Genomic DNA, 13,500 nt, shown 5'->3' with positions numbered 1-13,500 from the left:
TCTCGGTTTCGGGTGTGATCAGTCGCGGGGCCTGCCGTTCGGTGATCCGCCGGCTGTTCGGTGGGCTGTCGGATCTGTCGGTGCCGTGGTGCGGGAGCTCCACCACGCCGACGCGGCGCGGTGGAACAGCAGGAGCAGCGCGAGGGCGACGAGCAGGGGCGGCGCGAGGGGTGCGAGCGCGTCACGCCACACCCAGCCGCCGACCGCGACGAGATACAGAACCCCCCAGCGCCCCGGCCACGTCAGCCGCCCGCCCGCGCGCGCGAGCAGCAGCCCCAGCGGTACGAGACACAGCAGCTGGCAGACCGGCGGCGCCCAGCGCAGCAGCGGTTCGGGCCCGTCGAGACCCACCGCGTCCGCCAGGAAGCCGGCGGTCTTCTCGTAGAACGCCCCGTGCACCGGCCGCGGTTCCCGTCCGAGGGCGACCGGGGCGGCGTACAGGGCGCACAGGACGGCGCACAGTGCCGTGCCGGGCAACCACGGGTCGCGCCGGGTGCTCAGCGTGACGGCGGCGACGAACACCACGAGCAGCAGGCCGCCCGCGGTGAGCGACGGCAGGGGCAGGCCCTCCAGCAGCTGACGCCCGGACAGCGCGGCTCCGGACGCCCGGTCGAGCCACGGCAGGTCCCGCAGCGGGGCCCAGAAGAAGACGACGGCGACAGCGAGCAGGCTCCACAGGGCGCCTCGCAGCCGCCGCTCCTGCGGGTTGCGGTCCGGTTCCGAGGGCTCGTGGGGCGGTGGCCGGCTGGTCGGTCCGTCCGGCCGCACGATGAGCGCCAGGGTGTCCGCCTGCAGCGCCTCGCGCTCGTAGCCGGGGCGCCCGATGAACAGCGTGACCGTGTCCTGGTCGCCGTCCTTGGACTGGTAGGCGGCCCGGCGGGCCCAGGTCGTGCCGTATCCGGCGGTGGCGTTGAGCTTCGCCCACTGGGTGCCGTAGGCGGGGCCGGCCGGCGGACGGGCGGCGGGAGTGCTGTCGTCGTGGCGCAGGGCCGCGCGCAGTCCGGCCATGGAGACCACGGCGATCAGCGTCATGCTCAGCAGCACCGCCCAGCCGGCCCCCGCGATCCCGGACGGGGTGAACAGCACGGCCGCACTGCCCAGCACCAGGGCGCACATGGCCCCTTGGAGCGCGGCCAGCACCCCCGTGCGCCCCTGTACGCGCAGGACTCCGATGTACAGCTCCACCACGACCCGGGGCAGGGCACCGAGGGCGAGCAGCCGCAGCACGGTCGAGCCGTGCTCGGCGTAGTCCGGGCTGAAGGGCGTGAGGATCTGCGGGGCGAGGACGACCAGCACCGCCACGACCGGGACCAGCAGCAGCGTCATGCGCCGCAGGGCGCCCCGGACGCCGTCGGCGAGCTGGCGCGGGTCGTGCGAGGCGTGCGCGGTGAGCGACGAGGCCATGTTGATGGCCATGAACTCCATCGTGCCGCCGACGGTGTAGGCCACGTAGAAGTAGCCGTTCTCGGCGGCGCTGAAGCGGACGGCGACCATCACCGGCAGCAGGTTGATCATCGCCAGGCTGAACAGGGCGCCCAGCGAGTCGCCGGCCAGGAAGCGGCCCATGTCCCGGATCTTCGGGGGTTCTTTGTCCCGGTCGGCCGCCGCCTGACGCGGGATGAGCCGGCGGAAGATCAGCCAGCCCAGCGGCAGCGTGGAGAAGGCGATCGCCACCGCCCAGGAGACGAAGATGCCGAGGACCGGCAGCGTGCCGGCGAAGACGGCCAGGAGGGCCAGCTTCCCGACCGAGAACACCGCGTTCCCGGCGGGCACCCACTCCGCCTTGCGCAGCCCGGTGAGCACCCCGTCCTGGAGGGTGAGCAACGCCCAGGCCACACAGGCCGCGACGAACACCGCGCCCGCCAGGGGCGTGCCCAGGGGCGCGTAGGACGCCCCCCACGCGTCGAGCGTGAGCAGGAAGACGGCGGCGGCGAGCGCCACGACCAGCGAACTGGCCACGTACGTGCCCCACACCAGCCGTCCGGTCTCCCGCCCGGCGCGCGGGACGAAGCGGACGACGGCGCCGATCATCGTCGTCGCCGTGATGCTGGCGAGCAGCCGCATCGCGGCGATCGCGGCCGAGCCCTGGCCGACGGCCTCCTCCGTGTAGTAACGGGCGGCCACCAGCCAGAATCCCAGGCCCAGTACGGCGGAGACGCCGGTGCTGAGCATGAGGAAGTAGGCGTTCTTGAACAGCGAGTCGTGGGTGTGGTCGCTGTCGGCAGGCTTCGGCCCGCCGCCGTCGGTGCGCGCGGCGGCGGGCTCGTGCACCTGGATCTCAGCCACGGGAGCGTCCCAGCCCTCCCGGTGCCGGCCTGTCCCCGGGCAGCTCCCCCGGTGCCGGGGCCGGTCGCACCCCGGATCGCTCCAGCACCTCGATGACCGTCCGCGCCCGCAGCGGGTCCACGGGCAGCGCGTGCCGGGCGAACCAGCGGGCGCCCTCGGGGGCCGGTGAGGGGTCGGTGAACTCCGCACCGGCGTAGTCGTCCAGCGGCGGGTCGTAGAGGTAGCCGACGACGATGCCCTGCCGCGCCAGGGCCGCGATCGCCGCGTCCCGGTCGGCCACGAACAGCGGGACCCGGAACAGCGGCTGCGTCCCGTGCCCGTCGCGCGGCCTGGCCCAGGGCGTGGACAGCAGCAGTTCCGTGCCGGCCCGGCAGGCGTCCAGCACATCGTCCAGCCGGTCGAGTTTGTGCCCGATGCGGCGCAGCCGCAGCCGGCCGGAGCGAAGGCGGTAGTCGTGCATGTCGACGCGCACCCAGGGGTGGTGGGCGTCGAGCCCGGGCGTGTGGCGGGCGGCGAGGGCGAGTTCGTCCGGGCGCAGGGGCATCCGGATCTCCTCCCGGTCCGCCAGGCCCAGCAGCCGGATCGCGGCCCAGGCGGCGCGCCGCAGCCGTAGCCCGCGCACCGTCGCCTCCGCGTACGGCCGGACCAGATAGGCGAGTTCGGCGCTCGCCCGGCGCGGTGCGAGCAGTCCGTCGCAGGTCTTCTCCACCGCCTCCCGCAACCCCGGATCGGCGAGCGAGAGCATGCCTCCGGCCTTCGCCCCGACGTGCTTGGACAGACTGAACACGGATGCCTCGCCCCACGCCCCGACCGGCCGGTCCCCCACCCGGCTGCCGATCGCGTGCGCCCCGTCCTCGAACAGCGGGATCCCCAGCGCGTCGCACTTCTGCCTGAGGCGCGGTGCCGGGTCCGGGTTCCCGTACAGGTTCGTCGTGAGCACGGCCGACACCGAGCCCCACACCTGGTCCGGCACGGCATCGATGTCGATGGACGCGTCGAGCGGGTCCAACGGAGCCTGCACCGGGCGCAGTCCGGCCGCCAGCACGACGAAGAAGATCACGTCGTCGTTGACCGGCGACATCAGCACCCGTCCGCCGGGCGGGCACCAGTGGCGCAGCGCCACGTACAGCCCGAAACGGCACGACGGTACGTACACACATTCCCGGCCGAGCCGGACGCGCATGGTCTCTTCCAGCCGCTTCGGCTGTGCACCACGCCGCACCGAACCCGGGCCGGCCTCCCCTATGGCCATCCGCCCCCCAGATGTGCCGTGGGAAAGCCCCCTCCCCGAGGCCTTCCGGCACCCGCCCAGAGTCGCCCCGTTCGCACCGCTCCGTCAAGATTGCGTCGCGTCCTGTGGATAACTTCCGGCACGTACGAATGCGGCGTCCCGTCCGGTGCGCCGGAGTCGCCCCGCCCGGCCCCACCCGGGCCCACCTGCCCCGTTCGCCCGTCTCCGCATCTTCGGATTCTGCCCAGGACCGGTGTGTCACCCGTAACGTGTGGCACGACCACGAACACGTGGCGACGACATGGCGCACCCGAAAGCGAGGCAGCACCCGATGCCCCCCTTCGATGTCCCCGAGGGCGACCCCTTCGGCCCGCACAACCTGCCGTACGGCGTGTTCTCCCTGCCCGGCTCGTCCCACCGGGCCGTGGGCGTCCGGCTCGGCGACCACGTACTGGACGCGGGCGCCGCGGCCCACGCGCTCGGTTCGCCCTACGCCTCCCTGCTCGCACAGCCGACCCTCAACCCGCTGCTGGCCGCCGGCCGCACGGCCTGGTCGGACGTGCGCCGGGCGCTGACCGCCTGGGTGACCGTGCCGTCCCACCGCGAGACCGTCGCACCGCTGTTCCACCCCCTGTCGTCGGTGACCCTGCACCTGCCGTTCGAGGTCGCGGACTACGTCGACTTCTACGCCTCCGAGAACCACGCCCGCAACGTCGGGCAGATGTTCCGGCCCGACGCGGAGGACTCCCTCACCCCCAACTGGAAACACCTGCCCATCGGCTACCACGGCCGCTCGGGCACGGTCGTCGTCTCCGGCACGGAGGTCCCGCGGCCGTCCGGGCAGCGCAAGGCCCCCGCCGACGCCGCTCCGGTCTTCGGCCCGTCCGTCCGCCTGGACATCGAGGCCGAGGTCGGCTTCGTCGTCGGCGTGCCCTCCCGGATGGGCGCGCCGGTGGCCCTCGGCGACTTCCGCGAGCACGTGTTCGGGCTGTGCCTGCTCAACGACTGGTCCGCGCGCGACATCCAGGCCTGGGAGTACGTGCCCCTCGGCCCGTTCCTCGGCAAGTCCTTCGCCACGTCGGTGTCGGCGTGGATCACCCCGCTGGACGCCCTGGAGGAAGCCCTCGTGGCGCCCCCGGCCCGGACGCACGAGCTGCTGCCCTACCTCGACGACAGCGACGAGGAACCCGGCGGCTACGACCTGCGGATCAGCGTCGCCGTCAACGGCCACGTCGTCTCCGAGCCGCCCTTCTCCACGATGTACTGGACGGCCGCCCAGCAACTGGCCCACATGACCGTCAACGGCGCCTCCCTGCGCACCGGCGACCTCTACGGCTCCGGCACGGTCAGCGGCCCGGCGGAACGGGAACGCGGCTCCCTGCTGGAGCTGACCTGGAACGGCCGCGATCCGCTCGAACTCCCCGGCGGCAAGCGCACCTTCCTGGAGGACGGCGACGAGGTGACCCTCACGGCCTGGGCCCCGGGACCCGACGGTGTGCGGGTCGGGCTCGGCGAGGTGACGGGGCGGGTGGTCCAGGGCTGACGCAGACCGGCCGGGAGCCGGGCCCCCAGGGCGTCGCACGGTCGCCCCTCTGTCTCCTCCGTCTCCTCTGTTGTCGTTCAGCCCCCTGACGCACACCGCCCGGCCCGTCATACTGGGCGCGGGGCGGTGTGCCCGCACGTCCGCCACGCTCGTCGTGGCCGCCGGTGCGCTCGGCTGCCGCCCTCCCCCGCACGACCCGTAGCCGCCCCTCTTGCGACGAGGAACCGGAGCCCGTGGCCATGACCGTCTGCCTGCTCCTGCTGAGCGTCGTCGCCGTGACGGCCGCCGTCCCCGTCCCCCGCGCGCTGACCCGGGCGACCTGGCCCGAGCGGGAACCGGTGGTCGCGCTGTGGGTCTGGCAGTGCCTGGTCGCCACCGTCCTGCTGGCGTGCGTGACGGCGCTCTGTCTGGGCGCCGCCGCCGTCTTCGGCACGGTCCGCGCGCAGCTCTTCGCCCCTGCGCCCCCCGCGGTGACCGCGGCGTACGACCTGTCCGCCGCCCCGCCGTGGGCCGCCGCGCTCACCCTGCTGCTGGCCTGTGGCGCCGCCTGGACCACCGCGATGCTCGCGCGGGAACTCGTCGAGGCGCGCCGACGCCGGGCCCGGGCAAGGGCCCATCTGCGTGAGCGCGCACCCGACCTGCCGGCCGGGCTGCCCGCGGCCCGGGGTCCGCTGCTGGTCCTGGAGGACGAGTACCCGGACGCCTGGTGGATGCCCGGCCACCCTCCCCAGCTGATCGTCACCACGGGCGCCCTGCACCGCCTGACCGGCCACCAGCTCGACGCCGTCCTCACCCACGAGCGGGGCCACGCCCGCGCCCGCCACGACTGGCTGCTGCACCTGTCCACCGCCCTGGCCACCGGCTTCCCCCGCATCCCGCTGTTCGCCCACTTCTGCGACCAGACCCACCGCCTGGTCGAACTGGCCGCCGACGACACGGCCTCCCGCCGCTGCGGCCACCTGACCACCGCCCTGGCCCTGATCGAGCTCAACCAGCACCGTGGTGTGCTGTCCTGCGCCTCCAGCCACCGTCTGCTGGGCGAGCGGGTCGACCGGCTCCTGGAACCCCCGCCCCGGCTGGGCCGCCGGCACCGGGCCCTGACCACCACGACGGCGGCGCTCGTGCCGCTCCTTCCCCTGCTGATCGTGTTCGCGCCGGGCCTGACGGCGCTGTCGTAGCCGAACCGGCCGAGAGACGGCGGGCTGTCGGAGCGGCGCCGGACGGGAGGCGGCCCGCTGTCGGCGCCGCACTGGCCGTGCGGTCGGTGGCGGATCCGGTCAGGGGCTGGCCAAACGACCAGCTCACTCGTCGGACGCGTCACATTCCCAGTGGCGCAACATTCCTGCAACACCACTTTTCCTATCGGATAGGTATGGTCCGAACCATGCCCAGTGACCGCATCCGAGACCACGCCGGACAGGGAGCCGCGACCACCGTCGCCGCCCACCGCGCGCGGCGACGGCTGCGCGCGGACCGGGCACGGCAACTGGCGGACCTGCTCCGGCGTCTGCTGCTCACCGGCGCCTTCCCCGACGGGGTCCTCCCGCACGAGTCGACCCTCGCCACCGAGTACGGCGCGAGCCGCAACACGGTCCGCGAGGCACTCGACCTGCTGCGCGCCGAAGGCCTCGTGGAGCGTCAGCCAGGCGTCGGCACCGTGGTCGTGGCCCACAAGTACCCCCACGGCCTCGATCGCCTGATGGGCCTCGCGGAGACCCTCCGTGAACACGGCCGCGTCACCAACGAGGTCCGCACGATGGGCCCCGCCCCGGCACCCGCGCCGGTCGCCGACCGCCTCGGGCTCGCGCCCGGCACCGAGGTCCTCTACATCGAGCGCCTGCGCAGGCTCGGCGGACTGCCCCTGTCCCTCGACCTCACCTACATCCCCCTCGACATCGGCACCGAGCTGCTCGGCGCCGATCTGGAGAACACCGACGTCTTCCGCCTCCTGGAAGCCGTCACCGGCCAGCGCCTCGGCCACGCCGAGATCACCCTGGAAGCGGTCAGCGCGGACACCCACTCGGCCGCCGTGCTGGAGGCCCCACGCGGCGCCGCCGTCCTCATGCTGGAACGCCTCACCCACCTCGCGGACGGCCGCCCGGTCGACCTGGAGTTCATCCGTTTCCGCGGCGACCGCATCACCATGAGCGGCCTGCTGCACCGGAACCGGTAGCCAACCCGCTCGCGCACATCCCTGGAGACAGCCATGCCCTTGGTGCCCCAGCGGGCCGACGTGCCCGTGACCATCGACGAGTCGAAGTGCATCGACGGCTGCACGCTCTGCGTGGACATGTGCCCGCTGGACTCCCTCGCCATCGACGAGCGCAACGGCAAGGCCTACATGCATGTCGACGAATGCTGGTACTGCGGCCCGTGCGCGGCCCGCTGCCCCACCGGAGCCGTCACGGTCAACATGCCCTATCTGCTCCGGTGAGAGGCCCGAACCATCATGAAGCGCACACTCGTCGCGATATCCGCCGTCGTCCTCCTGCTCCCGCTCAGCGCCTGCGGCGGTGACGCGGAGGCGGGCAGCGGCTCGACGGTCACCGTCACCGTCGGCTACCAGTCCAGAACGATCAACACCGTCACGGCGGGCACCCTGCTCCGCTCCCTCGGCTCCTTCGAGAAGCAGCTCAACGCCCTGCACGACGGCGTCCACTACAAGGTCGACTGGCAGGACTACGCCACCGGCGCCCCCATCACCGCGCAGATGACCGCCGGGAAGATCGACATCGGCTCGATGGGCGACTTCCCGCTCCTTATCAACGCGGCCCGCGGCAAGCAGCTCAACAGCCCCACCCGCCTGGTCTCGGTCACCGGCTACAACCTGCGCGGCGGCCTCAACACCATCGTCACCGCGCCGGACTCCAAGCTGACCTCCCTGAAGGACCTGAAGGGCAAGAAGGTCTCCACGAGTGTCGGCTCGGCCGCCGACGGCACCCTCGTACGGGCCCTGCAGCGTGCCGGCATCGACCCGAACAGCGGCATCGAGAAGCTCAACCAGCAGCCCTCCGTCGGCGCCTCCGCCCTCACGGCGGGCAGCACGGACGCCCTGTCCCAGTTCGTCGCCTGGCCGGGCCTGCTCGCCTTCCAGGGCAAGGCGAAGGCGATCTACGACGGAGCCCGGCTGAACCTGCCCACCTTCCACGGCGTCACCGCCCGCGAGGACTTCGCGAAGCAGCGTCCGGCCGTGCTGGAGGCGTTCCTGAAGGCTCAGGCGGAGGCGACCGACTACCTGAACGAACACCCGGTGGACGCCGCCGAGAAGGTCGCCAAGGCGACGGGCCTGCCCGCCGAGGTCGTCTACCTCTACAACGGCGATCACGGCATCGCCACCTTCGACCCGGCCATCAAGCCCCAGCTCGTCTCCGCGCTGAAGCAGGACGTCTCGATCCTCAAGTCGGCGAAGCTCACGGGAGACGTGGACGTCGACTCCTTCGTCGACGACCAGTACGTGAAGAAGGCCCTCGGCACGACGGCGTACGCCAAGCATCTCGCCACGAAGCCCGCACCGGCCGCGAGCGAGGCCTGGCCCAAGGGCGCCTCCAAGACCGTCACCTTCGACTCCCCCTCCAAGCTGCTGCGTTACATCGCCGGGCACCGCGACGACCTGCGTGCCGCCTACGTCCCCGACACCACCACCGGCACCCTCTGGTTCGCCGACGAGGCCGTGTGGGTGGCCGACGGCGACAGGCTGCTGCCCTTCGTCACGCCCGACACCGCGCAGGCCTACATCGCCGGGCACGGCGGAGCGCGGGTCGTCTCCTACGCCGACGCTCTGGAGCGGGCGTCGTGAGGCGGTATGCGCTCCGCGTCCTCTCGCTGGTCGCCGCCCTCGGCCTGTGGCAGGCGCTGACCAGCCTGAACGTCGACCTGTGGCTGCGCTTCTCGCAGTTCCCGACGGTCACCGACGTGGCCCGGGCCTTCGCCGCCCGGGTGTCCGGGCCGGACTACTGGACGGACCTCACCGACAGCCTCACCCGGATCCTCACCGGCTTCCTGCTGGCCGCCGTCCTCGGTGTGGCCACGGGCGTGCTCGTGGCGCGCTCGCGTCTGGCCGAGGACCTGCTCGGCCCGGTGCTGGAGGTGATCCGCCCGATCCCGGCCATCGCCCTGGTGCCCGTCGCGATCCTGCTGTTCCCCTCCAACGAGCAGGGCATCGTCTTCATCACCTGCACCGCCGCCTTCTTCCCGGTCCTGGTCTCCACCCGGCACTCGGTGCGCGCCCTGACGCCCGTGTGGGAGGAGGCCGTGCGCACCATGGGCGGCGGCCGGTGGCGGATCCTCGACTCGGTCGTCCTGCCGGGCGCCCTGCCCGGCGTGTTCGGCGGTCTGTCCGTCGGCATCGGCGTCTCGTGGATCTGCGTGATCTCCGCCGAGATGATCTCCGGCCAGTACGGCGTGGGTTACCGCACCTGGCAGGACTACACGGTCGTCGACTACCCCGGCGTGTTCGTCGGCATGGTCACCATCGGCGTGCTCGGCTGGCTCACCTCCACCGCCGTGGAACTCCTGGGCCGCCGCCTCACCCGCTGGCTGCCCCGCACCGCGTACGTGCCCGGCGCCCGGCCGCCCCGGCCCAACCGGTCCCTCAAGCCGGCACCGGCCGCACCCGCCGTCGTCCCCGGCGGGGCCCGATCCGAGGAGGCACGCGATGAGCACCTCGTCTGAGACCGTCCCGAACACCCCGCCCGGGGCCGGCCCGAAGACCTCGTCCGAGACCGACCAGAGCACCTCCGGCGCCACCCCGGACACCTCGTCCGGGAGCGCGCGAGACGTCTCGTCCGATACCGCCGCCGGATCCGCCCCGGTGCGCGGAACCCGCCTCAGCCTGACCGGCGCATCCCTCGGCCGCCCCGGAGCGACCGCCCTGGACAAGGTCGACCTGGACATCGCCCCCGGCGAGATCCTCACCGTCGTCGGCCCCTCGGGCTGCGGCAAGTCGACCCTGCTGCGCACCCTGGCCGGCCTGCTGTCGCCGCTCGCCGGCGAGATCGCCCAGGACGGGCACCCGCTGACCGGCCCCTCGGCCGACCGGGCCCTGGTCTTCCAGGAGGACGCCCTGCTCCCCTGGCGCACCCTGCGCGCCAACGTCGAACTCCCCCTCGCCATCCGCGGCGTGCCCCGCGCCGAGCGCCGGGAGCAGGCCCAGGCCTGGCTGGAACGGGTCGGACTCGGCTCACAGGCACGGCAGTTGCCGCACCGGGTCTCCGGCGGGCAGCGCCAGCGCGTGCAGCTGGCCCGCGCCCTGGCCGGACGCCCGCGCGCCGTCCTGATGGACGAGCCGTTCGGCGCGCTCGACGCGCAGACCCGCGCCGGGATGCAGGACCTGCTGGTGGAGGTGCTCCAGGGCACGGGCGCCACCGTCGTCTTCGTCACCCACGACGTGGACGAGGCCCTGTTCCTCGGCGACCGCGTGGCCCTGCTCGGCGCGGGCGGCCTCGTCGCCGTCCGGGACATCCCCCGCCCGCGCGAACGCGGCGCCCACGACGACCCGGCGCGCGTGGCCCTGCGGCGCGACGTCCTCACCTCGCTCGGTACGTGAAAGGCACCCCGGTGACCACCTCCGTGAACCCCCCTGCGGACACCCCCCTGGCCGTCCCGTCCCTCGCCGACGCCGAGGAGTTGACCTGCGACGTCCTCGTCATCGGCGGCGGCACCGCCGGCACCATGGCCGCCCTGACCGCCGCCGAGCACGGCGCGAACGTGCTGCTCCTGGAGAAGGCGCACGTGCGCCACTCCGGCGCGCTCGCCATGGGCATGGACGGCGTGAACAACGCGGTCATCCCGGGCCGGGCCGAACCCGACGACTACGTCGCCGAGATCACCCGCGCCAACGACGGGATCGTCGACCAGTCCACCGTCCGCCAGACCGCCACCCGCGGCTTCGACATGGTGCAGCGGCTGGAGTCCTACGGCGTGAAGTTCGAGAAGGACGAGCACGGCGACTACTCCGTCCGCCAGGTGCACCGCTCCGGCTCCTACGTCCTGCCGATGCCGGAAGGCAAGGACGTCAAGAAGGTCCTGTACCGGCAGCTGCGGCGGCGCGAGATGCGGGAGAGGATCCGCATCGAGAACCGGGTCATGCCGGTGCGGGTCCTCACCGCCGGGGGGCAGGCCGTGGGGGCGGCCGGCTTCAACACCCGCACCGGGCAGTTCGTGCAGGTCCGCGCGGGCGCGGTGATCCTCGCGACCGGCGCCTGCGGCCGCCTCGGCCTGCCCGCCTCCGGCTACCTCTACGGCACCTACGAGAACCCCACCAACGCGGGCGACGGCTACGCCATGGCCTACCACGCGGGCGCCGAGCTCACCGGCATCGAGTGCTTCCAGATCAACCCGCTGATCAAGGACTACAACGGCCCGGCCTGCGCCTACGTCGCCAACCCCTTCGGCGGCTACCAGGTCAACCGGCACGGCGAACGCTTCGTCGACTCCGACTACTGGTCGGGCCAGATGATGTCCGAGTTCGCCGCCGAGGTGGCGTCCGACCGGGGCCCCGTCTACCTGAAGCTGAGCCACCTCCCCGAGGAGTCGGTCTCGGCACTGGAGACGATCCTGCACTCCACCGAGCGCCCCACCCGCGGCACTTTCCACGCCGGGCGCGGCCACGACTACCGCACCCACGACATCGAGATGCACATCTCCGAGATCGGCCTGTGCGGCGGCCACTCCGCCTCCGGCGTCCGCGTGGACGACCATGCCCGCACGACCGTCCCACGGCTGTACGCGGCCGGCGACCTGGCCTGCGTCCCGCACAACTACATGATCGGCGCGTTCGTCTTCGGTGACCTGGCGGGCGCGGACGCCTCGCAGTACCAGGCCTACACGGGCGAGCTGCCCGAGGAGCAGCTCCGGGAGGCGCACGAGCTGATCTACCGCCCGCTGCGCAACCCCGACGGCCCGCCGCAGCCCCAGGTCGAGTACAAGCTGCGCCGCTTCGTGAACGACTACGTGGCCCCGCCCAAGTCCGGTGCCCGGCTGTCGCTGGCCCTGGAGGCGTTCCAGCGGATGCGCACCGACATCGCCGAGATGGGCGCCCGCACCGCACACGAACTGATGCGCTGCGCCGAGGTCACCTTCATCCGCGACTGCGCGGAGATGGCCGCGCGCTCCTCCCTGGCCCGCACGGAGTCCCGCTGGGGCCTCTACCACGAGCGCCTGGACCACCCCCAGCGTGACGACGCGTCCTGGTTCCACCACCTCGATCTGCACAAGTCCCCCTCCGGTGCGATGGAGTTCACGGCACGGCCCGTGGCTCCCTATCTCGTGCCCGTCGACGGTTTCGACCCCGTCGGCGGTCCCTCTCGTGTCCTCGGCGAGGTCCACGCCGAGGACGTGGCCATGGCGGGCTCGCGGGACGTGGCGCCGGTCGCGGCCCCGGTGGGCACGGCGGACCCGGAGCCCACTGTGGCGCAGGAGACCTCGGTCACCGCCCCTTCGGGTGAGGAGTCCTCCGCCCGCCTGCTCGAGCTCGTCGCCCTCGCCGAGGAGGAGCCCGAACTCGACGCCCTCCAGCCGTACCTGACGGACCCGGCGCCCGCTGTCCGCCGCGAGGCCGTCGCCGTGCTCACCGAGACGCTGCCGCCCGGGACGGGCACCGCGCTCGCCGCAGCCCTGCGCGACCACGCCGCCGAGGTTCGTGCCGCAGCGGCCGCGTCACTGCGTGAGCTCGTCGAGACGCTCCCGGCCGAGCCCGATCTGCGTGACGGCCTCGCCGCAGCCCTGGCCGAGCCGGACCCGGTGGTCCGCGCGGCGGCCCTGGACGTCCTGCGCGCCCTGCGCCTCGGCGACGCCGCCCTGTTCGCCCACTCTCTCGCCGACTCCGACATCGCCGTCCGCATCGAGGCCGTACGCGCCCTGGTGTCGGTCGACGCCGCCGCCGAACTGGCCGGTGCTGCGGGCACCGATCCCTCCCGCGAGGTACGGGTGGCGATCGCCAAGGGCCTGGCCACGGTGAGTGCCGAGCGGCCGGCGGGAGATGTCCCGGACGGCACCGATCCCACCGCGGGCGCGATCGAAGCGGCCCTCACCGGCCTCCTCGACGACCCCGACGCCCTGGTGCGGGCAGCGGCCTACGGAGCACTGGGCACCACCGGCTGCCCGGCGCCCCTCACCGCACGAGCCGTGGCCGCCCTGGCCGAGCCGGCCTGGCAGGTGCGGGCCGGAGCCGCCACGGCCCTGTCCGTCGCCGACGCCGACGTGGCGGTCCCGGCCCTCGCCAAGGCCCTGGCCGACACCAACGCCGACGTCCGCAAGGCCGCCGTCCTCGCACTGACCCGGCACCGCACCACCGAGGAGGCCCGGGCGGCCCTCGCCACGGCGACGACGGACTCCGACGCGGATGTCAGGGCCTACGCGGGACGGGCGCTGTGACCGGACCGGCTGCCGGGACGACTGCCGGACCGGCTGCCGAGAGGCGTCCTCACCGGTGGCGCGCGGC

General features: G+C 73.3%; 10 protein-coding genes. 8 read left to right on the top strand and 2 right to left on the bottom strand.

Annotated features, from left to right (window positions below):
• Positions 1-18: 18 nt before the first annotated feature.
• Positions 19-2,286: a lipopolysaccharide biosynthesis protein gene (locus tag AB0B29_RS05395; protein ID WP_362234314.1), complete on the bottom strand. Its 2,268-nt coding sequence runs from the start codon at positions 2,284-2,286 to the stop codon at positions 19-21.
• Positions 2,279-3,538 carry a DegT/DnrJ/EryC1/StrS family aminotransferase gene (locus AB0B29_RS05390; RefSeq protein ID WP_362234312.1) on the bottom strand — a complete coding sequence of 420 codons (1,260 nt, stop codon included), beginning with the start codon at positions 3,536-3,538 and terminating at the stop codon, positions 2,279-2,281. The genes AB0B29_RS05395 and AB0B29_RS05390 overlap by 8 nt, the downstream gene beginning before the upstream one ends.
• A 310-nt stretch (positions 3,539-3,848) precedes the next feature.
• On the opposite strand from AB0B29_RS05390, the gene fahA reads away from it, so the two are divergent.
• The 8 genes from fahA to AB0B29_RS05350 all read left to right on the top strand — a co-directional run bounded on the left by fahA (position 3,849) and on the right by AB0B29_RS05350 (position 13,433).
• Positions 3,849-5,060, top strand: coding sequence for a fumarylacetoacetase (gene fahA, locus AB0B29_RS05385; protein WP_362234309.1), 1,212 nt, complete (start codon positions 3,849-3,851; stop codon positions 5,058-5,060).
• Between the two features lie 239 nt (positions 5,061-5,299).
• Positions 5,300-6,238: a M56 family metallopeptidase gene (locus AB0B29_RS05380; RefSeq protein WP_362235630.1), complete on the top strand. Its 939-nt coding sequence runs from the start codon at positions 5,300-5,302 to the stop codon at positions 6,236-6,238.
• A 206-nt stretch (positions 6,239-6,444) separates the two neighbouring features.
• Positions 6,445-7,233, top strand: a complete 789-nt coding sequence (locus tag AB0B29_RS05375) for a GntR family transcriptional regulator (RefSeq protein WP_362234306.1) — start codon at positions 6,445-6,447, stop codon at positions 7,231-7,233.
• A 33-nt stretch (positions 7,234-7,266) separates the two neighbouring features.
• A complete protein-coding gene (locus AB0B29_RS05370; protein ID WP_043497678.1) occupies positions 7,267-7,494 on the top strand; it encodes a 4Fe-4S dicluster domain-containing protein in 228 nt (75 codons plus the stop codon).
• 15 nt (positions 7,495-7,509) lie between these two features.
• Positions 7,510-8,856, top strand: a complete 1,347-nt coding sequence (locus AB0B29_RS05365; RefSeq protein ID WP_362234303.1) for an ABC transporter substrate-binding protein — start codon at positions 7,510-7,512, stop codon at positions 8,854-8,856.
• Entirely contained in the window at positions 8,853-9,731 is an 879-nt protein-coding gene (locus AB0B29_RS05360; protein ID WP_362234301.1) for an ABC transporter permease, read from the top strand. Before AB0B29_RS05365 ends, AB0B29_RS05360 begins: the two co-directional genes overlap by 4 nt.
• Entirely contained in the window at positions 9,715-10,605 is an 891-nt protein-coding gene (locus AB0B29_RS05355) for an ABC transporter ATP-binding protein (protein WP_362234298.1), read from the top strand. The genes AB0B29_RS05360 and AB0B29_RS05355 overlap by 17 nt, the downstream gene beginning before the upstream one ends.
• An 11-nt stretch (positions 10,606-10,616) precedes the next feature.
• Positions 10,617-13,433 carry a fumarate reductase/succinate dehydrogenase flavoprotein subunit gene (locus AB0B29_RS05350; protein WP_362234295.1) on the top strand — a complete coding sequence of 939 codons (2,817 nt, stop codon included), beginning with the start codon at positions 10,617-10,619 and terminating at the stop codon, positions 13,431-13,433.
• Positions 13,434-13,500: the final 67 nt, after the last annotated feature.

This window comes from Streptomyces tibetensis, assembly GCF_040647715.1.
In the GTDB taxonomy this organism is placed as follows: domain Bacteria; phylum Actinomycetota; class Actinomycetes; order Streptomycetales; family Streptomycetaceae; genus Streptomyces; species Streptomyces tibetensis_A.
This window is presented reverse-complemented; position numbering and strand designations above follow the sequence as displayed.

Excerpts from the sequence above, each read along its gene's own strand:
- AB0B29_RS05390 (WP_362234312.1), bottom strand. The coding sequence starts at position 3,538 with ATGGCCATAGGGGAGGCCGGCCCGGGTTCGGTGCGGCGTGGTGCACAG.
- fahA (WP_362234309.1), top strand. The coding sequence starts at position 3,849 with ATGCCCCCCTTCGATGTCCCCGAGGGCGACCCCTTCGGCCCGCACAAC.
- AB0B29_RS05380 (WP_362235630.1), top strand. The coding sequence starts at position 5,300 with ATGACCGTCTGCCTGCTCCTGCTGAGCGTCGTCGCCGTGACGGCCGCC.
- AB0B29_RS05375 (WP_362234306.1), top strand. The coding sequence starts at position 6,445 with ATGCCCAGTGACCGCATCCGAGACCACGCCGGACAGGGAGCCGCGACC.
- AB0B29_RS05370 (WP_043497678.1), top strand. The coding sequence starts at position 7,267 with ATGCCCTTGGTGCCCCAGCGGGCCGACGTGCCCGTGACCATCGACGAG.
- AB0B29_RS05365 (WP_362234303.1), top strand. The coding sequence starts at position 7,510 with ATGAAGCGCACACTCGTCGCGATATCCGCCGTCGTCCTCCTGCTCCCG.
- AB0B29_RS05355 (WP_362234298.1), top strand. The coding sequence starts at position 9,715 with ATGAGCACCTCGTCTGAGACCGTCCCGAACACCCCGCCCGGGGCCGGC.